This window comes from Pseudoalteromonas sp. OANN1, from assembly GCF_024124685.1.
GTDB lineage: Bacteria > Pseudomonadota > Gammaproteobacteria > Enterobacterales > Alteromonadaceae > Pseudoalteromonas > Pseudoalteromonas piscicida.
On record NZ_JAMXSE010000001.1, the window covers coordinates 159,487 to 183,946 of the forward strand.

Genomic DNA, 24,460 nt, shown 5'->3' on the forward strand with positions numbered 1-24,460 from the left:
AGTTACCTCAATGTGGCGATAATTTGCTGCGCTCGGTGGCGGGCCGTTCGGTCTGTTTCCATAATAGACTCAACGGATTCTAATACGCTTAGCTCACTTTGCTCAAGCGTTAAGGCATTGACTCGATAGATATCGCAAAACCCTATCTTACCCTCTAAAAATGCCGCAACGGCGATTTCATTTGCAGCATTCACTGTTGTTGTTGCAGCCTGACCACTACGACATGCGTCAATCGCTAATTTGAGGTTGGGATAACGGTTAAAATCTGGTTTGGTAAAAGTGAAATCGACAATCTGAGAAAAGTCTAATGGTTCAACGCCCGCGTCGATTCTTTCTGGGTAGGCAAGCCCATACGCAATCGGCGTTCGCATGTCTGGCTGCCCCATTTGTGCCAACACCGAGCCGTCGCGATACTGCACCATAGAGTGGATCATACTTTGTGGGTGGATCACCACTTCAATATCGTCAGCCGAGCAGTTAAATAACCACTTAGCCTCAATAAACTCTAGCCCTTTATTCATCATAGTCGCAGAGTCGACAGAGATTTTTCTGCCCATGGACCAATTAGGATGCGCAACCGCTTCTTCGACTGTTACTGAAGCTAAGGTAGCCAATGAGCGCTGCAAGAAAGGTCCACCAGAACCGGTTAATAAAATCTTACTAACACCGCTGTGACTTAGGTTTGAAGATTGTCCCGTTTGAATGGTCGCTGGTAGGCACTGATAAATAGCATTATGTTCACTGTCGATAGGGAGTAAAGTCGCACCATGCGCTTTTACTTTATCCATAAACAGCTGGCCACTCATTACTAACGACTCTTTGTTCGCCAGCAGAACTTTTTTACCCGCTTCGACTGCCGCTAGTGTCGGTAACAACCCTGCAGCACCAACGATTGCGGACATCACGATATCCACATCCACATGGCGAGCCATCTCAGCCATTGCTTCAACGCCATGGAGTACTTCGGTGGTAGTAGTGCCCCTCAAACGTTGAGAAAGTTGCCGAGCTGCGTGCTCAGAGCTCATAACCGCGTATTTAGGCTGATGACGTAAACAAAGCTCAGCCATCTTTTCCGCGTTTTGCCCTGCGACTAAGGCAAATACACGATATTGTTCTTTATTGCGGCTAACGACGTCTAAGGTTGATAGTCCAATAGAGCCTGTCGCTCCCAGTACTACCAAGTTTTGCTCGCTCATAGCACAACCGTCCAAGCGTAGCAAAAAGCAAAAATGGGTGCTGCAGCCGTTAAGCTATCAATGCGATCTAGAATACCGCCGTGACCTGGCAAACAACGGCCTGAATCTTTAAGACCTACTTCGCGCTTAAACATACTTTCAAGCAAATCACCAACGGCAGAAAATAGCGCGATAATAATGGTCATTGCAGCGTAAATTGGCCACATATTGAGATCAATTGCGGCGAAGTGACAAAACACTAACACAAAAACAACTGCGGTGATCACGCCACCAACAAGACCTTCAATCGTTTTATTAGGGCTCACTTTAGGCATAAGCTTATGCTTACCTAAATTCTTTCCAGCGAAGTAAGCGCCAATGTCCGCGCTCCACACTATGCCCAATACCACCATGATAAGGACTGAGCCTATGTGCTCGCCATCTTCGTATCCGGCACTACGCATCACGTTTAACGCAAGCCACAGCGGGACTAGCGTCAGTACACCGGCGATGGAGCGCATCATGATCCCTTCATTCCAAGCACGAGCTGCTCGTGGGTATTTAATCACCAAGAAAGTAGCAACCAACCACCACGCAAAAGCGAGCGTAAATACGTAATTAGCATCAGCGACTAAACGCCCTTGCTGCCATAAATCCTGTATTGGCCAATGGGTGTTAAGCAATAGAATTAACACCGCCATAACGCCAACGAAAGTAAAACGCTGACGCTTTTGACAAAGGCCCGCAAGCGCCGACCATTCCCATGCACCAAGCAAAACGATTAGTGCGGCAATCGTACTAAACATTGCCAGCGGTGTATAAAACACCAAAAGTAGAGCCAGAGGTGCAAGCACCGCTGACGTTAGAATACGTTGTTTTAACAAATTTGAACCCTTAACTTGTTGCGTCTTTCTCTGCGAGGAGCTGCTTTATTTGCTCTCCTGTGCATCCGAAGCGTCGCTCTCTAGACACGTAACAAGCAATGGCTTCAGAGAATGCTTGCTCGTCAAAATCAGGCCAAAGCGTGTCGGTAAAATAGAGTTCGGCATACGCAGCTTGCCATAGCAAGAAGTTACTGATGCGGAAGTCGCCTCCCGTTCTGATCAGCAAGTCGAGATTCGCTTGATCGGCCATCGTCATCTGCTCTGTCAAGGCATCTTCGGTTATATCACTTGGTTGCAATTCACCTGCTGCAACTTGTTTTGCGAGGTGTTGTGCTGCCTGTGTGATATCCCAACGTCCACCGTAATTTGCTGCAATGTTTAAGTTAAGCCCTGTATTGTCCTGGGTCAATGTTTGAGCTTCATGAACACGCTTTTGGAGGCTGTCAGGAAAACGAGAAAGATCGCCAATAATGGTTAGCTTTACGTTGTTCTTATGTAATTTTTTAACTTCTTTAGACAGCACATAAATAAATAATTCCATTAACGTGCTGACTTCATCTTCTGGCCTACGCCAGTTTTCACTACTAAAGGCAAATAGCGTCAGAGACTCTATACCTAACTTGGAACAGAATTGTACAGCACTGCGAACCGAATCGACGCCCTTCTTGTGTCCGAAGGCGCGAGGACGCCTGCGAGCTTGAGCCCAACGACCGTTGCCATCCATTATTATCGCAACATGTTTTGGCAATGATTGCTGCGAAATAACCTCTGCTTCTAAAACCATAATTCCAATTTAAGTGAAAAAAAACGCCGCCTAGTATACCCTAGGCGGCGCTTCAAACCTAATAAATTTGTCAGTGTACCCAGCCCAAAAAACGCTAACTGCTCAGAAACAAAGCAGAATTTTCTGCAATACGTAAACAGTGCGTAAACATAAACGCTAGGACATAGACATTTAGATTTCCATCAACTCTGCTTCTTTCGCACTTAGTTGTGTATCCATTTCTTTGATGAACTTGTCAGTCAATTTTTGGATATCATCTTCAGCTTGACGCGCTTCGTCTTCAGAAATTTCTTTGTCTTTTAGCAATGATTTAATATCACCATTTGCATCACGGCGAATGTTACGTACTGCAACACGCCCACCTTCAACTTCACCACGTACGATCTTGATGAGATCTTTACGACGCTCTTCAGTTAGTGGAGGAAGTGGAACACGGATCACAGTACCTGCAGACATTGGGTTTAAACCTAAGTCAGAAGACATGATTGCTTTTTCAACCGCCTGTGCAAGCGATTTGTCGAATACGCTGATAGCCAGTGTACGAGAGTCTTCCGTCGTTACGTTTGCTACTTGGTTTAGCGGTGTATCTGCACCGTAGTAAGAAACAGAAATACCATCTAGTAGCGCAGGGTGTGCACGACCTGTGCGGATTTTAGAAAGCTGGCTTCCAAGCGCAGCCACACTTTTTTTCATGCGCTCTTGAGCGTCTTTTTTAATATCTTCGATCACAATACTTTCCTAGTCTGTTCTTGTTATGCCAGATTATACTCGCAATTTAGAGATTCGCTACTTAACTACGAGTTGCTGAAATAGTCGTCAGGTTATTCTGCTGCTTGAGAAGAGATAAGGGTACCTTCCTCTTCACCCATGATGACATTTTTCAATGCACCCGGTTTATTCATGTTGAATACGCTGATTGGCATATTGTGGTCACGTGCCAATGTAAATGCAGCTAAATCCATCACTTTCAATTCTTTGTCGATAACTTCGTTGTAAGTCAACGTGCGGTATAGCGTAGCATCTGGGTTTTTCACCGGATCGTCACTAAATACCCCTTCAACCTTAGTGGCTTTAATCACGGTATCCGCTTCAATCTCGATACCGCGCAAACATGCTGCTGAGTCCGTGGTAAAGAATGGGTTGCCCGTACCTGCAGAGAAAATAACAACACGGCCAGATTTTAATAGGCTAATTGCTTCCGCCCAATTGTAAGCATCACACACGCCATTTAGCGGGATAGCAGACATCAAACGTGCGTTTACAAAAGCACGGTGCAGCGCATCACGCATCGCAAGACCATTCATGACGGTCGCTAGCATGCCCATGTGGTCGCCCACAACTCGGTTCATGCCCGCTTCTGCAAGTGAACCACCACGTAAGAAGTTACCGCCACCGATAACCAAACCCACTTCTACGTCGAGTTCTACTAACTCTTTGATTTCTTGTGCCATACGATCCAATACTTTTGGATCGATACCAAAGCCTTCATCTCCCATTAAAGCTTCACCACTAAGCTTTAAAAGAACGCGTCTAAAAACAGGTTTTTTATTGATAGTCATAATATCCGGGCCAATTAAAAGTGAGGTAAAAAATAACCGCGCTTATGCTAGACATAAATGCGCGGTTATTTTAGAGAATTTTCAGCAATGACGCAAAGCTAATGTCAGCTTTTACGTCATTAGGCATCACAATAAGTGATTACTGGCCTTTTGCTGCAGCGATTTGTGCTGCAACTTCTGCTGCGAAGTCTTCTTCTTTCTTCTCGATACCTTCACCTACTTCTAGGCGAACGAATGAAGAAACAGATGCATTCTTCTCTTTAAGGTAGTCACCCACTGATTTCTTAGGTTCCATGATGAAAGCTTGACCAGTAAGAGAGATCTCACCAGTGAACTTCTTCATACGACCAACAACCATCTTCTCAGCGATTTCAGCTGGCTTACCTTCGTTCATTGCGATTTCAACTTGAACCGCTTTTTCTTTTTCAACTACTTCAGCAGGTACGTCTTCTGGGTTTAGGTAGTCTGGCTTAGAAGCAGCAACGTGCATTGCAACGTGCTTAAGTGTTTCTTCGTCAGCATCACCAGCTACAACAACACCGATACGCTCGCCGTGACGGTAAGCAACTAGCTTGTCACCTTGGATGTAAGAAACACGACGGATGTTCATGTTCTCACCGATTTTAGCTACTAGTGCAACACGAGTCTCTTCAAACTTAGCTTGTAAGTCTTCGATAGTTAGTTGCTCAGCTACAGCTGCGTCAGCAATTTCGTTAGCAAATGCAAGGAAGCTTGCATCTTTTGCTACGAAGTCAGTTTGACAGTTAACTTCTACTAGTGCAGCAAAACCTTCGCCTTGCTTGATGATGATTGTACCTTCAGCAGCGATGTTGCCTGCTTTTTTAGCAGCTTTAGCAGCACCACTTTTACGCATGTTTTCGATTGCTTGATCGATATCACCGCCAGTTTCTGTCAGTGCTTTTTTACAATCCATCATGCCAGCGCCAGTGCGCTCACGAAGTTCTTTTACTAGGGCAGCAGTTACAGCCATTAGAATATCCTCAAATCTGAATTCAGTTCTTGATAAAACCAACCTTTGGTTGGCTGAATATCAAATCAAGTACAGCTCGCCTCAATTTGATAAAAATCCGTTATCTTTCAAGGTCTGCTTGGCAAACAACGGGATAAGCAGTTAATCGCTTATAAAGAATATCAAGTCTTCACCAATAATTTGATGAAGACTTGATGACAGCTAATACCTAATCAGGTAATTACTCAGCTTCAACGAAGTCGTCGTTTTCTGCTTGAGCAACGATGTTGCTTTCACGACCTTCAGTGATAGCCGTCGCTACTGCACCAGTGTATAGCTGGATTGCACGGATAGCGTCGTCGTTACCTGGGATGATGAAATCAACACCATCTGGGTTTGAGTTAGTATCAACAACAGATACTACTGGGATACCTAGGTTGTTAGCTTCACGGATAGCGATGTGCTCGTGGTCAGCGTCGATAACGAAGATAGCGTCTGGAAGACCGCCCATATCTTTGATACCGCCAAGGCCTTTTTCAAGCTTTTGCATTTCACGAGTAAGCATTAGCGCTTCTTTCTTAGTAAGCTTCTCGAAAGTACCGTCTTGGCTTTGAGTCTCAAGCTCTTTAAGACGCTTGATTGATTGACGAACTGTTTTCCAGTTAGTCAACATACCACCTAACCAACGGTGATTTACGTAGAACTGCTCACTTTGGATAGCCGCTTCTTTAACTGCTTCGCTTGCAGCGCGCTTAGTACCTACGAAAAGGATTTTGCCTTTGTTAGATGCTACGTTCTGTAAGAACTTAAGTGCATCGTTGAACATAGGAACAGTTTTTTCTAGGTTGATGATATGAACGCGGTTACGTGCACCGAAGATGAACGGCTTCATCTTAGGGTTCCAGTAACGTGCTTGGTGACCGAAGTGAACACCAGCTTGAAGCATATCGCGCATTGAAACGTTTGCCATTGTATTTTTCCTCTAAAAGTTAGGGTTAGGCCTCCACATATCCCATAGCACCAACACGAAGTTTTTATAACTGCATGCACCCAAGTGTATGTGTCGATATGTGTGTGTGTTAATATTAATAAGTGTGTTGTCTTAACTACAAACATTCACTCTCATCGTGTGAGGAAGAATTATTTGTAAAAAGACGGCGCGCTTTATACCATATATAAAGAATTAACTCAATCTTATGCGTAAAATTTGTGCATAATAAATGTTCATCTAAATTGACTTGGAGTCTAAATGAGTGCTGTGATCAAAACCCCTGAAGAAATCGAAAAAATGCGTGTTGCCGGGCGTTTAGCCGCGGAAGTACTGGAAATGATCGAGCCGTATGTTAAGCCAGGGGTGACCACCGACGAATTAAACACCATTTGTCACAACTACATTGTTGATGAGCAAGGTGCTGTTCCTGCACCGCTAAATTATCACGGCTTTCCGAAGTCTATTTGTACCTCAGTTAACCACGTTATCTGTCACGGTATCCCAAACGATAAACCGCTAAAAGAAGGCGACATTATCAATATCGACATCACTGTGATCAAAGATGGTTATCATGGTGATACGTCAAAAATGTTTTACGTCGGTACACCAACTATCCAAGGTAAGCGCTTAAGCGAAATCACGCAAGAGAGCCTATACCTTGCGATAAAAATGGTAAAGCCGGGCGTGCGTTTGGGCGATATTGGCGCTGCAATTCAAAAGTATGCAGAAGGCTTTAACTACTCTATCGTGCGTGAATATTGTGGTCACGGCATTGGTAAAGAATTCCATGAAGAGCCACAAGTAATGCACTACGGCAAACCAGGCACTGGCGAGGTACTTAAAGCCGGTATGTGTTTAACTATCGAGCCTATGGTTAACGCAGGTAAGCGCCAATGTAAGCTACTAAAAGATGATTGGACTGTCGTTACCAAAGACCGTAGTCTTTCGGCGCAGTGGGAACACACGCTGCTTGTCACAGATAATGGCGTTGAGATTTTAACGCTGCGCAATGACGAAACGATAGACCGCGTTATTACGCATTCAGCTTAATTGCAAAAAGCATTTATCAAAGCCAGCCAGATTGCTGGCTTTTTTATTGCACAACTCACGCTACAGTGGTTACAACCCCTTTGTGTTTAGATATCAGTTACACGCGATGCTAGTTGCCCAATCCTTGACCCTTCACCTCCCCGTCACTCGCAATTCTTATTTATTTAGTGTAAAACAGGACTCTACTGTTTTTGCGCGCATGACACAGGATCCTAAGTGGCATTACCGAACAAAGTGAAGACGCTTCTTGATGAAGCACAAGAACTTACCGATTACCGTGATTGTCTTGCTTTTTTCTACAAATGGTTAAGCAATCAATTTGCCAAGCAACCCGTTAGAAATCTAATTAACTCTCGCGCTGAATTTATCGACCGATTGTTGATTAAACTGTTTAATGAAACTGGACTGGCGCATCAACCAGACTTGTCGTTAATCGCCATTGGTGGTTACGGCCGTGGTGAGTTACACCCGTTCTCTGATATCGATTTTTTGGTGCTGACCAAATCCGTTCCCTGTGAAAAAGTGACCAGCAGTTTAGAGCGTTTTGTCACTTATCTATGGGATTTAGGTCTAGATATCGGTCATAGCGTAAGAACCCATGAACAAGTCCTAGAACAAAAACAAAATGACGTTCATTTTGCCACTAGCCTGCTGGAAAGCCGCCTCATTTGTGGTAACCATATTGAATATGAACACCTCAAACGGCATATCGTTGAAACCCCAATTTGGCAATCTAGTGACTTTTTTATCGCTAAGGTCAATGAGCAGAATATTCGCCATAAAAAATGCCATGGTACCGCCTATAACCTTGAGCCTAATATTAAAGAAAACCCCGGTGGCCTGCGCGACCTGCAAACCATTTTTTGGGTCGCTAAAAAGCACTTCCGCGCTGAAACTTTGGAAGAGTTAATCAATCACGGTTATTTGACCCATGAAGAATATCAAGAGCTGTTAGAGTGCATCGAAAACCTGTGGAACATTCGCTTTGCACTACATTTGGCCGCTGGTCGCAGTGAGAACCGCTTACTGTTTGACCATCAACCACATGCCGCAGAGCTCCTCGGTTTCGGCTCTGAAGGTAAAGCTTCAGTTGAGCGTATGATGAAACGCTTATTTAGGATCATGAGCCGAGTGCGCGAAATGAACCAGATGCTGCTCTCCTATTTCGAACAAAGTATTCTTCCTGAGCAGTTGGAACAAGAAGCCGTGCCACTCGACAGAAACTTTGAGCGTATTGGCAATAAAATTCGCGTTAAGAACCCCTCGGTCTTTTTCCGTCGAGAGAATTTGTTTGTCCTCTTTGAACATATAGCAGACAACCCTAAAATCAATCAGATCGACCCAAGTACCATACGTACTATGCGCCAAGTCAGACGCCGTTTATTAGGCGACTTGCAAGATTACGCAGGCTGTCGTGACGCTTTTCTAAGGTTATTGAAACACCCTAATGGCATGGGGCGAGCGTTTACTCTGATGCATAAACACGGGATCATCGCCGCCTATTTACCGCAGTGGCGTAATATTTTTGGTCAAATGCAGTTCGATCTGTTTCACGCCTACACGGTAGATGAGCATACCCATAAGCTCATCAATAACATCTACCGCTATTTCGATAAAGAGCATATTAGTGAATTCCCGATTTGTTCTGAGATTGTTGCCCGCATGGACAAACCAGAGCTACTCTACTTAGCAGGGATCTTTCACGATATTGCCAAAGGCCGAGGTGGCGACCATTCCGAGCTTGGTGCCGTTGACGCCATGGCATTTACCAAAATGCACGGCTTTACCGCTTCCGACGCTAAATTGGTAGCTTGGCTGGTGCAAAATCACCTCCTGATGTCTGTCACAGCCCAGCGTAAAGATATTAACGACCCCGATGTTATTGCTGAATTTGCACAAAAAGTGAAAAACGAACGTCAGCTAGATTATCTCTATTGCTTAACGGTTGCCGACATTCGTGCCACCAACGACAACCTTTGGAACGACTGGAAAAACACCCTCTTACGCGAGCTATATCTACATACTCAACGGGCATTGCGCTTGGGCCTTGAAAACCCAATGGATATGCGCGATCAGATCCGTGATAAGAAGCGCCAAGCCAAGCAACGGCTGATTAATTTGGGTTACTTCGAAGAGTACATTGACCTTATTTGGTCACGCTTTAAGGCCAATTATTTTACTGCCTTTAGTGAACAGCAGATCTCTTGGCATACTGAGCACTTATTACAGTCTGATGATTTAAGTCAGCCAAGCGTGATCGTCTCTGACAAGCCCATGCATGGCGGGACGCAAGTATTCGTATACAGTCCTTATGAATCTGCGTTATTCGCCAAATTGGTCAGTGTAATTGGTTCTAAGAAAGCACAGATCCAGCATGCTCAGGTCATGACCACAAAAGATGGCTATGTTGTCTTTAGTTTTGTTATCTTAGAAGTGAATGGCGACCCACTCAGTACTGGCCGAGCAGCTGGGATAAGAAAAGGCTTGGAAACTTTACTGAAAGATCCAAAAAGAAAGATCCGGGTTAAGAAAAACCGCTCACAGAAGTTTAAAGACTTTAATATCAAACCTAAAATTATACTGCGCCCGCATGCACGCGACGATCGCAGCCTAATTGAAATTCAGGCCATTGATATTCCGGGGTTACTGACTAAAATTGCTGAGGTATTTCAGGCCTATTCACTACATATTCATGCCGCGCGCATTACAACCGTCGGCGAACGCGCAGAAGACTTTTTCGTCGTCTCAAACAAAGATTACAAGGCACTAGATGAAGTACAAAAAGCTGAGCTTCATCGCGCCCTACTCAAAAAATTAAATGCAGAAACAGATTAACGAGGAATTTATGTCTGATTTAAAAACGACTATTGAAACCGCGTGGGAAAACCGCGATACCATTACTCCAAGCACGGTATCAGACGAAGTAAAACAAGCGATTGTCAACGCTTTGGAAATGCTAGATTCAGGTGCAGCGCGTGTTGCTGAAAAAATTAGTGGTGAGTGGGTCGTACATCAATGGTTGAAAAAGGCGGTACTCCTATCTTTTAGAATTCGTGACAACCAACCAATGAGCGATGGCGTTAACCAGTTTTACGACAAAGTACCATTAAAATTCTCAGACTATACGCCAGAGCAGTTCCAACAAGGGGGTATGCGCGTAGTACCAAACGCGGTAGCGCGTCAGGGCAGCTTTGTCGGTAAGAACGTGGTCCTTATGCCGTCTTACGTTAATATTGGTGCTTACGTCGACGAAGGCACTATGGTAGACACTTGGGCAACCGTGGGCTCGTGTGCACAGATCGGTAAAAACGTACACCTATCTGGCGGTGTGGGCATTGGTGGCGTATTAGAACCGCTACAAGCCAATCCAACGATTATTGAAGATAACTGTTTCATCGGCGCACGTTCTGAAATCGTAGAAGGTGTGATTGTTGAAGAAGGTGCGGTTATCTCCATGGGTGTCTATATTTCACAAAGTACTCGTATTTACGACCGTGAAACAGGCGAAACCCATTATGGTCGCGTGCCAGCCGGTGCGGTGGTAGTACCAGGTTCACTACCAAGCAAAGATGGCTCTCATAGCCTGTATGCAGCAATTATTGTGAAAAGAGTAGATCAGCAAACCCGCGAAAAAGTTGGGATCAATGCACTACTTCGCTCGCTAGACGACTAAATATCACGATAGTTTCACAAAGGGAGCTTTCTGCTCCCTTTTTCATGTATTACCAGCGGTAGTCCAGTGAAACCAGAATGTTTCTTGGTCTTCCTGGAAAGTACCTTTCACCACTAAATGAAGTGTAATCGGCACGCTCAGCATAACGTTCGTCGGTTAGGTTTTTCACTCTCATCGTCAACGCCAAATGCGGATTTACCTGCCACTTTCCTCGTAAGCTCAGCAAGTCGTGACCAGAATAACGATGAAGATTTTCGGGGTCAGTAAAATACTCTCCTACATGATGCCAAGCCAAAGACCAACTGAGATTATCCAGTGCTTGCCAGCGTAATTGGGCGTTAATGACGTTCCTTGGTGCTGAATCTAGATCGTTGCCGTTAATATTGATGCCATCAAGAATATTATCTTGTTCATAGGTATGCTTGGCACGCGTTGCGGCGAGATCTAGTTGCCAATGTGCTGAAAATGAATAACTCAGCTCCAACTCCACACCTCGGTGTCTTGAACGACCATCGTTGATATAGAAAAAGTCACTATCTCGGAAGATCAAATTTTCTTTTTCCATGTCATAAATCGCGACCTGATAGTCAAGGCTATCTGCACTCCCCTTTAGGCCAAGTTCGATATTGTCCGCCTTTTCTTCCTCTAGCGATGCTTTTAGCTGCTCTCGCTGCAATTGGTAAAGCTCAGCAGTTTGTGGTGCGCGATAGCCTTTGGACACGTTAGCATAGGCAATATGCAGTTCAGTAAACGCGTAGCTTAAGCCAAATTTTGGTGAAAAATGAGCAAAGCTATCTTTGCCACTGGCTGGGCGACTATAACGGCATCCTCCCATTGCACACACCGAACCATCTTCTTTGGTACGCCCAGTAGGCAAAAAGTTGCGATAATCGTATTTCATTGACTCAAAACGACCGCCCAGTTCAACTAACCAGTTACCCTGTCGCCAACTGAGATTTGCAAAAGGCGCGAGTTGCCTTGCATCTACCTCATAGTCGTAGTGTTTTCCTGTGGGAATAGTCGAGTGTAAAAATGCAGAGCCTTCAGTCGGCGTAGGCTGATACTGCAACATCTCGCCTTGGGTATATTCTGCATCCATTCCCCAATCTAGTTGTATTGAGTCACTTAACTCAGTGTGTATAAGCGTTTGCAGCCCCACACCAGTTTGACCATTTTCTTCAAACGGCTTACCCGGCAAGAAATGCTTAACAAACTCCATCTCTTGCCAGCGTACATAAGGTTTTATCATCACGGTGTTGCTATCATCAAAGTGCCCGGTTATTTCTGTCCAAGCTCTAAATGACTCAGCCTTTCTAAATGCTTCAGGGTTTTCGTTTTGCTTTGCCAATTGCTTATTTTTATAGCTGTCCACTCCTGTTATATAACCCGCAGTTTGCTGATCTAAGTGGGTGTATGTCATCCCAGATACGATACCAATCTTCTCGCCTTCATATTGATGTTTGACGCTCAACTTTTGTTGCTCGACGCTTTCGTCGTCACGATAACCCGTATCTTTTGTAAGGGTTAACGCAGCCCCCAAGCCAAGGGCTTTATCGCCAGCTTGTATCCGGGTTCGGCTATAACCATAGGAGCCGATATCTAATGCTACCCTAGGTGTCTTTTGAATGCTGTTTGAAGTGATCACATTAACCACTCCATGCACCGCATTGGAGCCATACAATACGCTGTTTGGTCCTTTTAGCACTTCTATACGCTCAGCGGCTTCAAAATGCGATTCAAAGAGTTCATTAATATTACAAAAGCCTGCGGCTCTGAGTGCAATACCATCTTCAGCCATTAAAATGCCGCCACATGCGCCTGCACCAGAGAGCACTTGTGAACGCAATGCAGGCAGATACTCTTGACCATTACCATGCTGTATATTTGCGCCAGCAACGAGCCTCAACGCCTTTTCGATATGTGTGACACCTATGTCATCTAATTGAGCTTCTGTGAGCGAAGAGAGGCTTACAGGGCGCTCTCCTGCTGTCTCAGCCAATCTAGATGCCGTAGTAGTGATGATTTCAAATTCGTTGTTCTCTGTCGCTTCGCTAAGTTGTGGTGCAAGGGCACAACTTGCAAAGACCAACACCATTTTTTTCATTTTGATACCATTTGTATTAGCCTGATTACAAGGCAAAAAGAAAGGGCTGCACAGCCCTTTCGTTTTCTTTACCACTAAGCGTTATGCTTGTCTTGCCTCTAACATCAAACGCTTCATATCTCGTACTGCCTTTTCCAGTCCATCAATTGCCGCTCGAGCAACAATGGCATGACCAATGTTAAGTTCGTAGATTTCTGGCATTTGTGCAATCGGTTTAACATTATGGTAATGCAAACCATGGCCGGCGTTGACGATAAGGCCTAGGCCATGAGCATACTTAACGCCTTCACGAATGCGTTCAAGCTCAGCGGTCATTTCGGTGTCGTTCTCAGCATCAGCATAAGCACCTGTGTGGATCTCAATGTAAGGCGCACCACTTTGCTTTGCAGCATCTAGCTGCTTTTTATCCGCGTCGATGAACAAGCTTACTTTAATACCTGCATCAGCTAGGCGCTGAGTTGCCGCTGTGATCCTATCTAGATTACCCGCAACGTCTAAGCCACCTTCCGTGGTTAATTCTTCGCGCTTCTCTGGCACTAGGCAAACATATTCAGGTTTTACTTCGCAAGCGATATCGAGCATTTCGTCAGTCACTGCGATTTCTAGGTTCATACGTGTTTGGAGGGTTTTTGCCATCACGTAAACATCGCGATCTTGAATATGGCGACGGTCTTCACGTAAGTGAATAGTAATGCCGTCGGCACCTGCGTGCTCAGCTACTGCAGCTGCATGTGCTGGATCAGGATAGCTAGTGCCACGCGCCTGACGAAGCGTTGCAATATGGTCTACGTTGACGCCAAGTAAAATATCTTTCATCGTTTATCCCTTGATAATATGACGTAGCAAGTGGATCACCCACTTATTACCGCGATACCAATTTACCGATTTATACTTTTGATTAAATTGGTATTATTTCTTTGAAATAAATAGTTCTCTACTTTTCAGCCCTTGCTTACCAACCAGCGGTGCCATTAATTTTCGTGTTAATAGCTTAGCCGCCCTTCTCACGGCAAGGTCTTGGAAATCTTGATTGGCAATGGCCAATAACATACTGCCCGGTATCGTATCAGGTTCACGACCGACTGCAATAAAACCGTACTCAGATACGTACTTATACGCGGCTTTTGGCCGCACTGGATTACCTTCAGCGTCAAATTCCAGTTCCACCCCGAAACCCAGCTCACCCAACAATTGCAACTCAAAGCTGCGTAAGATAGGTTCCACATCTTCATCTTGAGCCAAACGCATTAAATGTAGTTGATAGAGCGCAAAGATCTGCTCTAGCGGTTCGTTCGTTGGTACCACGCGTTGCGTTAGCTCATTGAGATACAAGCCGCAATATAGCTGCCGCCCAACGAGTTGGATTTGATTGTCTGTGGGTTCAAAACGGTTTAGGTATTTAAAATCGTATCTGCCTGCATATTGCAGTAAAAGTAATGAAAATGGCCGCAACTGGGCATTATGTTTGAGGGATTGCTTGCCCTTTACTCGGGCAAGCATTTTAAGTTGTCCAACGCCTTCGACCAGCACGTCAAGCAGTACCTGAGAATCGCTGTAAGGTCTGCGATGTAACAGATAGGCCTGTCGAAAGTCGCTATCCAATCAGTCTTCTCCGTACCCTAAGCTACGAAGAGCACGTTCGTCGTCTGCCCAGCCAGATTTCACTTTAACCCAGCATTCGAGATAGACTTTGTTGTCTAGCATGTTCTCAAGATCTTTACGCGCTTCGCGACCGATAACTTTGAGCTTTTCGCCTTTGTTGCCGATCACCATGCGTTTTTGCGATTCGCGCTCAACAAGGATCAATGCGTTTATCTGCCAAACGCCGTTGTCTTGCCACTTAAACTGTTCGATCTCTACCGTCACCGAGTACGGTAACTCATCGCCCATAAAGCGCATCAACTTTTCACGCACGATCTCTGCGGCCATAAAACGCATCGAGCGATCGGTAACATAATCTTCAGGGAAATAGAATTCACACGCAGGTAAACGCTTGTGCACTTCTTCTCTGATCATTTCAACGTTCTTACCTTGCTTCGCAGAGATAGGTACGATCCCGATAAAATCCCCCTGTTCACTCAACCACTGAATATGTGGCATCAACAAGTCTTTATCTTTTACCTGATCGGTTTTATTCATCACCACCAAGATAGGACGACCGCTGTCTTTAACTTTAGCCAGTACCATTTCGTCATCAGGCGTCCAATGCGTCCCTTCTACGACAAAAATAACCAGTTCAACATCGCCGATTGAGCTTGATGCTGCTCGGTTCATTAAGCGGTTAATTGCACGCTTTTCTTCAATATGAAGTCCTGGCGTATCAACGTACACCGCTTGATAGTTACCCTCTGTATGGATCCCCATGATGCGGTGACGAGTGGTTTGTGGTTTACGCGAGGTAATACTTACCTTTTGCTCAACCAATTTATTTAATAGTGTCGATTTACCTACGTTAGGTCTACCGACAATGGCAATCATGCCGCAATGTGTATCAAGCGTCATTCTTTAATATCTTAAGCGCTTTTTCGGCAGCTTTTTGCTCAGCTTTACGTCGCGAGCTGCCTACTGAAATTATACTTTCCATCCCTTCCACTATACATTCGACCGTGAATGTTTGGTTGTGAGCTTGCCCTTTGGTATCTATTACAGTGTAGCCCGGTAAAGGTAACTTTCGAGCTTGTAGATACTCCTGCAGCAGCGTCTTCGGGTCTTTTTGATTATGACCAGGTGAAATCGCAGTTAAGCGTGATTCGTACCAACTTAGTACCAAATCTCTACACACATCGATGTCAGAGTCTAAGAAAACGGCACCAATTATGGCTTCTACTGCATCTGCGAGCGTTGACTCACGGCGAAAACCGCCGCTCTTCAGCTCACCTGGACCTAGGCGCAGATAATCACCCAGCGCGAATTCCACACCGAATTCCGCCAGCGTTTGACCACGCACTAACGTTGAACGCATGCGGCTTAAATCACCTTCACGCGCTTTTGGAAACTTGTGATACAAAGCATTTGCAATCACAAAGCTTAAAATAGAGTCGCCCAAAAATTCGAGACGCTCGTTGTGCTGGCCTTTGTGACTGCGATGCGTCAAAGCCTGCTCAAGCAGCGCCTTATCAGAGAAGTTGTACCCTATTTTATTATAAAGTTCTTCTACGTTTCTTTTCATTTTTACTGAATACTACCTAGGCGTTCAAAACGAACACCAGTTGGAACCCACCCTGGCAAAATGCTGTCTGGGCCATTATCAAAATCAAAACTTAACCAAATAAATACCGCTCTTCCAACCAAGTTTTCATCAGGTACAAAACCCCACATACGACTATCTTGGCTGTTATTACGGTTATCACCCATCGCAAAATAACTTCCCTCTGGTACTACCCACTCATCGCGGCGAGTACCTGGTTGTTGATAGTAGCGATCGGTTAACTCTAACACTTCAGGATTAATTAAAATATCATGTTCTACGTTTGGCAAATGCTCGGTTAGACGCACTAACTGCATTGGGCCTTGCGTAAACTCGTCACGATTTACAATATCTACATCAATCTTATTATATTCGCCACACGTCAACCCGTTTGCTTCGCTCTGCCCGTCTTCACACTTAGGTTTAATGTAAAGCTGACGATTGCGATAAACAATATGATCGCCCGGTAAACCAACAATACGTTTGATGAAATCAATACGCTCGTCTAGCGGAAACTTGAACACCGCAATATCACCACGCTCAGGTGTACCCGTTTCAACAATTTTGCTACGCCACACGGGGTCTTTAATCCCATAAGCATATTTTTCCACTAGAATAAAATCGCCATCCAATAAGGTTGGCATCATTGAGCCTGATGGAATTTGAAACGGTTCAAAAATAAACGACCGGAAAATCGTGATTGCGGCAATCATAGGAAAAATTGATTTCGCGTTTTCAACAATGGCAGGTTCAGGTGCTATTTCCGCAATGATGTCGGCATCCAACTGAGTGTCAGACGCACCTTGCGCAATAGCAAGCCTAGCTTGTCTTTTTGGTGCATACACCAAATGATCGATCAACCAAATAAGGCCTGAACCGACCGTGAGTAGCACCAATAAAATTGAAAAATAACCTGCCATTTGTATTTCCTGTTACTTACCTACTTTCAATATTGCTAAGAATGCGTCTTGTGGCACTTCAACGTTACCAAGTTGCTTCATACGCTTCTTACCTTCTTTTTGCTTTTGCAGTAGCTTTTTCTTACGGCTCACGTCACCACCATAACATTTCGCGATTACGTTTTTACGTAACTGTTTAACTGTACTGCGCGCAATAACGTGATTACCAATTGCAGCTTGAATAGCAATATCAAACATTTGGCGAGGGATCAATTCTCTCAGCGCTTCAGCTAACTGACGGCCACGCGTTTGTGAACCATCGCGGTGAACAATTATTGCAAGCGCATCAACGCGGTCGCCATTGATCAGAATATCCACACGCACCATGTCTGATGCTTCAAAACGCTTGAAGTTGTAATCTAGTGATGCAAAACCACGGCTGGTAGACTTCAACTTATCAAAGAAATCCATCACCACTTCCGACATAGGCAATTCATAGGTTAACGCAACTTGCTTACCGTGATAGGTCATCTTGGTCTGCATACCACGCTTTTCAACACACAGCGTGATCACGTTTCCTAAATATTCTTGCGGAACGAGAATATTTGCTTCAACGATTGGTTCACGAATTTCAATAATGTCGTTTACCGGTGGTAAATCCGATGGGTTATCGATTTTCACCACACCGTGCTTAGTTTCTACTTCATAGATTACCGTTGGAGCTGTGGTGATCAGATCCATGTCGTATTCGCGTTCAAGGCGCTCTTGAATGATCTCCATGTGGAGCATACCAAGGAAGCCACAACGGAAACCAAAACCTAGTGCTGTTGAGTTCTCAGGCTCGAAGAATAGTGATGCATCGTTGAGGCTCAATTTATTAAGCGCATCGCGGAAGTTTTCGTAGTCATCAGATGAAATTGGGAACATTCCCGCGTATACCTGAGGCTTCACCTTTTGGAAACCAGGCAAACGGTCTGTTGCAGAATCACGAGCCATGGTAATGGTATCACCAACTGGTGCTCCATGGATGTCTTTGATACCTGCGATAACAAAACCTACTTCACCCGTTCTCAACACCCCGGTATTAGTCTGCTTCGGTGTAAAGATACCAACCTTATCTACTTGGTGAGCTTGCTCTGTAGACATGATCTTGATCTTCTCGCCCGCTCTTAATTCACCGTTTTTAATACGTACCAATGACACTACGCCTTGGTACGGGTCAAACCATGAATCGATAATCAGTGCCTGTAGTGGCGCATTTGGCTCACCTTCTGGTGGCGGAATATCACGTACGATCACTTCGAGCACTTCATCAATGCCGATCCCCGTTTTCGCACTACAACGAACCGCTTCTAATGCTTCAATACCAACGATATCTTCAATTTCTTCGGCAACGCGAAGTGGATCAGCCTGTGGTAAGTCAATTTTGTTCAGAACCGGAATAACTTCCAAGTCCATCTCAAGTGCAGTGTAACAGTTCGCTAGTGTTTGTGCTTCTACACCTTGACCCGCATCAACAACCAATAACGCACCTTCACAAGCGGCTAGAGAGCGCGAAACTTCATAAGTGAAGTCAACGTGTCCCGGTGTATCGATAAAGTTTAGCTGGTAGGTTTCACCATCTTTTGCTTGATAGTTAAGCGTTACACTCTGTGCTTTGATGGTAATACCGCGCTCACGTTCGATGTCCATCGAATCCAGTACCTGCTGCTGCATTTCGCGGTCTGTTAAACCTCCACAAACTTGGATTAAGCGGTCTGATAGCGTCGATTTTCCATGGTCAATGTGGGCAATAATAGAAAAGTTACGGATATGCTTCATATACTGGATTCAATACTTCTGTTAGTCACAAATAGAGATTAAGGCCTCGATTTTACATTTTATTTAGTACAATCACCATCTATTTGCGTTATTGGTAGGCTAATTGGGTAAATTTTTATCACTTTTACCTGATGTTTGAGTTTATCCCCTTGGACTCTGGCGAAAAATAAACCGAGTGCAGCACTCGTAAATGCAATAAGTATCTGCAAAGGTTCATTGAGACCAAGTACGAGGGCCGCGATAAACATGCCGGCAAAAGCAAAAAGCAATGGCATCATGTAAACATAAAACGCATGTTTCACCACATTAGTGTCGTCTAATGCCAACTTAATTTTTTGGCCAATTTCGACAGATTCCGTCAAATCTACAGGGAATTGTTTTTTGTGGGTGCCAAAGAGTTTGGCAAATACTTGGGAGCCGCATTTGCCGTTACAGCCTTCACAAGCGGGTTTTGGCTGTGCTTCTAAGTAGACAGTTGCGCCTTTTATGGCGGCAACTGTCAGAGTTTGTTCTATCATAAAGGTCTTTTCACAGACTCAGCGATTGCTTTTGCGGTCATTGCTGGAATATTTCCAACTACGGATACGTCAAAGGCACCAGTGTTGTGTACGTACACCGTTGTCGCACCTGACGAAAGCGCTCCACTTGGGCGCTGGCCCGGTAAAGGACGTTGTACAAATACCGAAATATCGACAAGGCCGTCGGAAAACAAGTAGTAGTCTGCCAGCTCATTGTTTAAATCTAACTTATGTCTGTCAGATTTTAGCAGCTCAAAGCCCTGAGGTAACCAACCAATTTGCCAATTGTTTTTCGTGCCATTCTCAAGTGTCTTCAACAATCCAGATACGGCTTCAGGAAACTGCTTTTGGGAAAGTTCTAACAATTGCTCGGCTGGGGTTTCAGTCACGCTGATATGGGTAAGCTGAAGCTGTTCTAACAACTCGCCTTGTTGGTTTACGTAAGCGGATTTTAGCAACAGAGATGACTCGGTATCGATCCACAACCAATAGTTGTATTTAGCGTCGTCCTTTGCTTCTAATCTGACAAGCTGAGCAGGTCTGTCAACAATCCGACCTTTACCACCTAAGACAAAATCATAGCTTTCTTTGAGGCTGTCGATATTTTTGAATAAAACTTCGGGAATAGGGCCTGCTATCGAATCTGTTTGGATGGTGTAAGGCTCAGACTTTGGTTCAAAATAAGTCACTTTGTCACCAATGCGGATCATTTCAAGTCCAGCACCATTGAGCAAACTTAAAAGCTCAAATTCAGTCCCATCTTGGTTACCATGAAGCCAACGGTAAGGCTCCATAGATTTTCCTTTCACCACGACAAACGATGCATCAAAGTTTCTATGATGCACCGCTTCGGCCATGTCTTTTAGCAGTTGTTTGGCTGATACGCTTTCATTTGCCCACAGCCAACTAGAGAAAAATACACTTACTACAACTAACAGTGCTCTCATTTATTGCTCTTTTTCCTCTTGCTTTTCAGCTGTGTTGTTTTCACCAGATTGCTGCAGCGCATATGCCATGCGAGACTGCCTTTGATGCTCTAGCACCAATGCACCAATGCGTTGTTGCTGTAACTCTCTAATGCCTTTAGCCGCTGATTCAAGCGCAGGCTCAGTTGATAAGCTCACAGGAGAAACGCCTCCAGCAAAAGGAGTAGATTGCAACTGTAACGCATCGCCCGCAGGTAAAGTCGTGTCAGTGCTTAGCGTATTAACCCCAAGCACAGCAAACAATGACACACTTGCCGCGATAGCCACTTGCGCAAACGGCTTACGCCATGCACTTAGCTCAATCACATTACTCTTCGGCGTCGTTTCTTTCACTTGCTCAACGGCCGGCTCACTATACGTTTGCTCTTGTTCAAGTGCCGCCGCAAAGCTGCTGGTGATATCAATGCAAGGTGTGTCTTGCTTTTGACTACGCATTACATCACCAATCAAGGCATACCGAGCAAACTTTTGTTCGTCTAAACGAACATCAGTTTCAGCGTTGAGTGACAGATCACCGTCAAAAATTTGCGATGTCGTTAAATCTTCTGTCACTTGTTTTTCAGCTTGTGCCATATTAAGACTCACCTATTAATGGGTTCAAATTGTTATCTATCGCTTCCCTTGCGCGAAAAATTCTCGAACGAACTGTACCTACAGGACAATCCATAATGACAGCGATTTCCTCGTAGCTCATGCCTTCGATTTCACGCAAAGTAATTGCGGTTTTTAAATCGTCAGGCAAGCGCTCGATAGTTTTGAAAATCACTGCTTTCACTTCGTCGCTTAACAATAGATTTTCCGGTGAAGCGTTCGATCTTAATTGGTCTGCACCATCATAAAACTCAGCTTCTTCCGCATCTACGTCGTTTGCTGGCGGCTTTCGACCAAGCGCCACCAAATAATTTTTTGAACAGTTAACCGCGATTCTATACAACCAAGTATAAAATGCGCTCTCGCCCCTAAAGTTAGGCAACGCTCGATAAGCTTTAATGAACGTTTCCTGTGCCACATCTGCCACATCGCCTTGATTCGCTACATAACGAGAAATTAGCGCTGCGACTTTATTTTGATACTTGGCAACTAACAGGTTGAATGCGTTTTTATCTCCCTGTTGAACGCGTTTAACTATATCTAGATCTAAATCCTGCTCGCTCATTCGAGCCGGTACTCCTCTTTTTGCTTTTCTAAATCGTATCTAGTTGCCATCATTCACAGCTACTCTGACTTAGTACTGAATAAAAAGTTCTGTTTTTTTGTATTTTTTTTTAAAATAAACGAATTCATCCATCTTTGCGTACTAGTTCTTGGCTGCTTTTTCGCATTATTCCATTAGCAGTCACACAAAATGTTCTAAATGATTCTCATTAAACGGAACAAACTCTCTGCCTTCTATGATAGCAGATGTGGTATAAATAGCAGAATTAAACGCAAAAACAGTAAAGATCTTCGAATATGAAAAATACGACTCACCACAATACTGATGTAGTCATTATTGGTAGTGGCGCTGCTGGACTCTCTCTTGCGCTTTCTTTGGCAAACCACTGTAAGGTTACCGTGATAAGCAAAGGGGCGTTAAAAGAAGGCTCCACACTTTATGCTCAAGGTGGCATTGCCGCAGTATTCGATAAGAAAAATGACAGTATTGAATCACATGTCGAAGACACACTTGCGGCAGGCGCTGGTTTGTGTGACCGCGATGCGGTGCACTACACCGCATCAAATGCAAAAAATTGCTTGAAGTGGCTGATTGAACAAGGCGTACCATTTGATATGGAAGTGGATAGCAAAGGGAAAGAGCGCTTTCATTTAACCCGCGAAGGTGGGCATTCACATCGTCGTATATTGCACGCAGCTGATGCAACGGGTAAAGCCGTTCAAACCACATTAATTAGCCAAGTGCAGTTACACCCAAAAATTAATATACTTGAGCAATACAACGCCATCGATCTCATCAAAGATAAACATGGCGACTCAAGCGATATCAAAGGCGTTTACGTCTATAATCGCAAAGCGGATAGAGTTGAGAGCATCTCGGCTAAGTTTGTCGCTTTAGCGACGGGTGGCGCAAGTAAAGTTTACTTGTATACCTCAAATCCAGATGTTTCTTCGGGTGACGGCATCGCAATGGCGTGGCGTGCGGGTTGTCGTGTGGCCAACATGGAGTTTAACCAATTTCATCCAACCAGCTTATACCACCCTGAGCTACAAAACTTTTTAATTACCGAAGCCATGCGCGGTGAAGGCGCGCTGCTTAAACGTCCTGACGGCACACGTTTTATGCCTGACTTCGATGAGCGCGAAGAACTCGCCCCTCGCGATGTGGTCGCCCGTGCCATTGATTATGAGATGAAACGATTGGGCGCAAATTGCGTCTATCTTGATATCTCACATAAAGACAAAGAGTTCATCATAGAGCACTTCCCTACGATTTATGCTAAGTGCTTAAGTGTTGGTTTAGATATCACCAAAGAGCCAATCCCCGTAGTGCCAGCGGCGCATTATACTTGCGGTGGTGTTATGACTGACTTTAACGGTCGTACTGACATCGACAATTTATATGCAATCGGCGAAGTGGCTTACACAGGTCTACACGGCGCAAACCGCATGGCGAGTAACTCGTTGTTAGAATGCATTGTGTTTGCCCACGCTGCCGCAAAAGATATTTTAGCTAAAATCGATAATCGTCCTGAGCCATCTAAGTTACCAGATTGGGACGAAAGCCGTGTCAGCGACTCGGACGAAGAAGTAGTGATTACCCACAACTGGCACGAACTTAGATTGTTTATGTGGGATTATGTTGGCATTGTTCGCTCAACTAAACGGTTAGAACGTGCGCTACGCCGCGTTGAGTTATTACAGCAAGAGATCCATGATTATTACGCCAACTTCAGAGTGAGTAACAACCTGCTTGAATTACGTAACTTAGTACAAGTAGCTGAACTGATTATTCGCAGCGCGTTAGAACGTAAAGAAAGTCGTGGACTGCACTATACCATTGACTTCCCAGACATGGCTGAAAACTCCACACCGACCGTTTTGTCACCGACAAAATAATAATATTTGCATGTAGAGCATGTGCTGATTTTTATCGCCATGCTCTGGTCGCTGTTTCTAATTGGCTTGCAGCGCAGTGCGACAGAGTAAACGCCAGTCCGCTTCTGGTATTGCCTGTCGAGTCAAAAATATCTGCTGCTTAGCTTGGTTCGCATCCATGATTTTTAGCGCTATTTGACTATCAAACCATATGGTCGCACCAATAAGCTGCCCTTTGCAATTTATCGTTTGCGACTGTATTTCAATGAAGTTTTCTTTTGGGAGCATGAGTACAGTACCCGCTTTTGGCGTACGAGATAGAACAGTTTGCCAACTGCAATAACCCGTCACGGCAAACACGATTGCCACTAACCACCACAGCGTAGGAAACAGCAGAAACAGGATAAAAGCGAGGCAAGAAAAAAGAACCACAAAGAAGGCGTGGTTCTGAAGATTGTGTTGAAAGTCGATTCTACACGCGGATCCGATCAAGGATTAACTTAACCATGCGTTTTAGCTCTGGATCTGGACATTCTTCATGACCCATAAACCAAGCGAATAAATCTGGATCCTCACAGGTAACTAGACGCTGAAACACGTACTTACCTTCGTCGGATAGCGCGTCATAAGCCTGCTCAACAAACGGCTCCAAAATAACGTCCAGCTCTAACATGCCACGACGGCAAGCCCATTTAACTCGAGCTTTAGGCAGTAACTCAACCATAAACTGATTAACCCCTCATAAACTATTGAGAAAATTATACCCACTGTGCAGAACATATGCCATAAAACTTATAGAAATGGCACATTGAAATCGTCCGTCCCT

Annotated in this window: 24 protein-coding genes; 4 read left to right on the forward strand and 20 right to left on the reverse strand. The window is 44.6% G+C overall.

The window, feature by feature from the left end; translation table 11 throughout:
• Positions 1-2 precede the first annotated feature (2 nt).
• The 7 genes from ispC to rpsB form a co-directional block, all read right to left on the reverse strand.
• Positions 3-1,196: a 1-deoxy-D-xylulose-5-phosphate reductoisomerase gene (ispC, locus tag NH462_RS00740; protein WP_010371336.1), complete on the reverse strand. Its 1,194-nt coding sequence runs from the start codon at positions 1,194-1,196 to the stop codon at positions 3-5.
• Positions 1,193-2,059 carry a phosphatidate cytidylyltransferase gene (locus NH462_RS00745; protein ID WP_253103296.1) on the reverse strand — a complete coding sequence of 289 codons (867 nt, stop codon included), beginning with the start codon at positions 2,057-2,059 and terminating at the stop codon, positions 1,193-1,195. The genes ispC and NH462_RS00745 overlap by 4 nt, the downstream gene beginning before the upstream one ends.
• Positions 2,060-2,069: 10 nt before the next feature.
• Positions 2,070-2,843, reverse strand: a complete 774-nt coding sequence (locus NH462_RS00750; protein WP_017216092.1) for an isoprenyl transferase — start codon at positions 2,841-2,843, stop codon at positions 2,070-2,072.
• A 171-nt stretch (positions 2,844-3,014) separates the two neighbouring features.
• Entirely contained in the window at positions 3,015-3,572 is a 558-nt protein-coding gene (frr, locus tag NH462_RS00755; RefSeq protein ID WP_010371327.1) for a ribosome recycling factor, read from the reverse strand.
• Between the two features lie 92 nt (positions 3,573-3,664).
• On the reverse strand, positions 3,665-4,402 hold the full coding sequence (pyrH, locus tag NH462_RS00760) for a UMP kinase (RefSeq protein ID WP_010371324.1): 738 nt from the start codon (positions 4,400-4,402) through the stop codon (positions 3,665-3,667).
• 139 nt (positions 4,403-4,541) lie between these two features.
• Positions 4,542-5,393 (reverse strand): translation elongation factor Ts, encoded by an 852-nt coding sequence (gene tsf, locus NH462_RS00765; RefSeq protein WP_010371321.1) that lies wholly within the window; start codon positions 5,391-5,393, stop codon positions 4,542-4,544.
• A gap of 220 nt (positions 5,394-5,613) precedes the next feature.
• On the reverse strand, positions 5,614-6,342 hold the full coding sequence (gene rpsB / locus NH462_RS00770) for a 30S ribosomal protein S2 (protein WP_010371318.1): 729 nt from the start codon (positions 6,340-6,342) through the stop codon (positions 5,614-5,616).
• Positions 6,343-6,621: 279 nt separating this feature from the next.
• Between rpsB and map the strand changes: the two genes are divergently transcribed.
• The 3 genes from map (at position 6,622) to dapD (ending at position 11,086) form a co-directional block, all read left to right on the forward strand.
• Positions 6,622-7,413, forward strand: a complete 792-nt coding sequence (map, locus tag NH462_RS00775) for a type I methionyl aminopeptidase (RefSeq protein ID WP_045964223.1) — start codon at positions 6,622-6,624, stop codon at positions 7,411-7,413.
• A 216-nt stretch (positions 7,414-7,629) separates the two neighbouring features.
• Positions 7,630-10,248, forward strand: a complete 2,619-nt coding sequence (glnD, locus tag NH462_RS00780) for a [protein-PII] uridylyltransferase (RefSeq protein WP_010371310.1) — start codon at positions 7,630-7,632, stop codon at positions 10,246-10,248.
• 10 nt (positions 10,249-10,258) lie between these two features.
• Positions 10,259-11,086 (forward strand): 2,3,4,5-tetrahydropyridine-2,6-dicarboxylate N-succinyltransferase, encoded by an 828-nt coding sequence (dapD, locus tag NH462_RS00785; protein ID WP_253103298.1) that lies wholly within the window; start codon positions 10,259-10,261, stop codon positions 11,084-11,086.
• Positions 11,087-11,135: 49 nt separating this feature from the next.
• Here dapD and NH462_RS00790 read toward each other — a convergent pair whose 3' ends face one another.
• From NH462_RS00790 to rpoE, 11 genes are all read right to left on the reverse strand, one after another.
• Positions 11,136-13,190, reverse strand: coding sequence for a TonB-dependent receptor (locus NH462_RS00790; RefSeq protein ID WP_253103300.1), 2,055 nt, complete (start codon positions 13,188-13,190; stop codon positions 11,136-11,138).
• An 81-nt stretch (positions 13,191-13,271) separates the two neighbouring features.
• On the reverse strand, positions 13,272-14,006 hold the full coding sequence (gene pdxJ / locus NH462_RS00795; RefSeq protein WP_253103302.1) for a pyridoxine 5'-phosphate synthase: 735 nt from the start codon (positions 14,004-14,006) through the stop codon (positions 13,272-13,274).
• Positions 14,007-14,099: 93 nt separating this feature from the next.
• The gene (gene recO / locus NH462_RS00800; RefSeq protein ID WP_010606763.1) at positions 14,100-14,792 is read right to left on the reverse strand and encodes a DNA repair protein RecO; all 693 of its coding nucleotides are present in this window, start codon (positions 14,790-14,792) and stop codon (positions 14,100-14,102) included.
• Positions 14,793-15,692: a GTPase Era gene (gene era, locus NH462_RS00805; RefSeq protein ID WP_211866560.1), complete on the reverse strand. Its 900-nt coding sequence runs from the start codon at positions 15,690-15,692 to the stop codon at positions 14,793-14,795.
• A complete protein-coding gene (rnc, locus tag NH462_RS00810; protein ID WP_010371291.1) occupies positions 15,682-16,359 on the reverse strand; it encodes a ribonuclease III in 678 nt (225 codons plus the stop codon). The genes era and rnc overlap by 11 nt, the downstream gene beginning before the upstream one ends.
• A 2-nt stretch (positions 16,360-16,361) precedes the next feature.
• Complete coding sequence (lepB, locus tag NH462_RS00815; RefSeq protein WP_010371286.1) at positions 16,362-17,297, reverse strand: signal peptidase I; 936 nt, start codon at positions 17,295-17,297, stop codon at positions 16,362-16,364.
• A gap of 12 nt (positions 17,298-17,309) precedes the next feature.
• Entirely contained in the window at positions 17,310-19,097 is a 1,788-nt protein-coding gene (gene lepA / locus NH462_RS00820; RefSeq protein ID WP_017216097.1) for a translation elongation factor 4, read from the reverse strand.
• A 59-nt stretch (positions 19,098-19,156) separates the two neighbouring features.
• Positions 19,157-19,615, reverse strand: coding sequence for a SoxR reducing system RseC family protein (locus NH462_RS00825; protein ID WP_010371278.1), 459 nt, complete (start codon positions 19,613-19,615; stop codon positions 19,157-19,159).
• Positions 19,612-20,562 (reverse strand): MucB/RseB C-terminal domain-containing protein, encoded by a 951-nt coding sequence (locus NH462_RS00830; RefSeq protein ID WP_010371273.1) that lies wholly within the window; start codon positions 20,560-20,562, stop codon positions 19,612-19,614. Before NH462_RS00830 ends, NH462_RS00825 begins: the two co-directional genes overlap by 4 nt.
• Positions 20,563-21,174, reverse strand: a complete 612-nt coding sequence (locus NH462_RS00835; protein WP_010371270.1) for an RseA family anti-sigma factor — start codon at positions 21,172-21,174, stop codon at positions 20,563-20,565.
• A 1-nt stretch (position 21,175) separates the two neighbouring features.
• Positions 21,176-21,757 (reverse strand): RNA polymerase sigma factor RpoE, encoded by a 582-nt coding sequence (gene rpoE, locus NH462_RS00840; RefSeq protein WP_010371267.1) that lies wholly within the window; start codon positions 21,755-21,757, stop codon positions 21,176-21,178.
• A gap of 296 nt (positions 21,758-22,053) precedes the next feature.
• Between rpoE and nadB the strand changes: the two genes are divergently transcribed.
• On the forward strand, positions 22,054-23,655 hold the full coding sequence (gene nadB, locus NH462_RS00845) for an L-aspartate oxidase (RefSeq protein ID WP_010371264.1): 1,602 nt from the start codon (positions 22,054-22,056) through the stop codon (positions 23,653-23,655).
• Between the two features lie 57 nt (positions 23,656-23,712).
• On the opposite strand, the gene NH462_RS00850 is transcribed toward nadB, so the two are convergent.
• Positions 23,713-24,126, reverse strand: a complete 414-nt coding sequence (locus NH462_RS00850; RefSeq protein WP_306768213.1) for a protein YgfX — start codon at positions 24,124-24,126, stop codon at positions 23,713-23,715.
• Positions 24,107-24,358, reverse strand: a complete 252-nt coding sequence (locus NH462_RS00855; protein ID WP_010371260.1) for a succinate dehydrogenase assembly factor 2 — start codon at positions 24,356-24,358, stop codon at positions 24,107-24,109. Before NH462_RS00855 ends, NH462_RS00850 begins: the two co-directional genes overlap by 20 nt.
• Positions 24,359-24,460 lie beyond the last annotated feature (102 nt).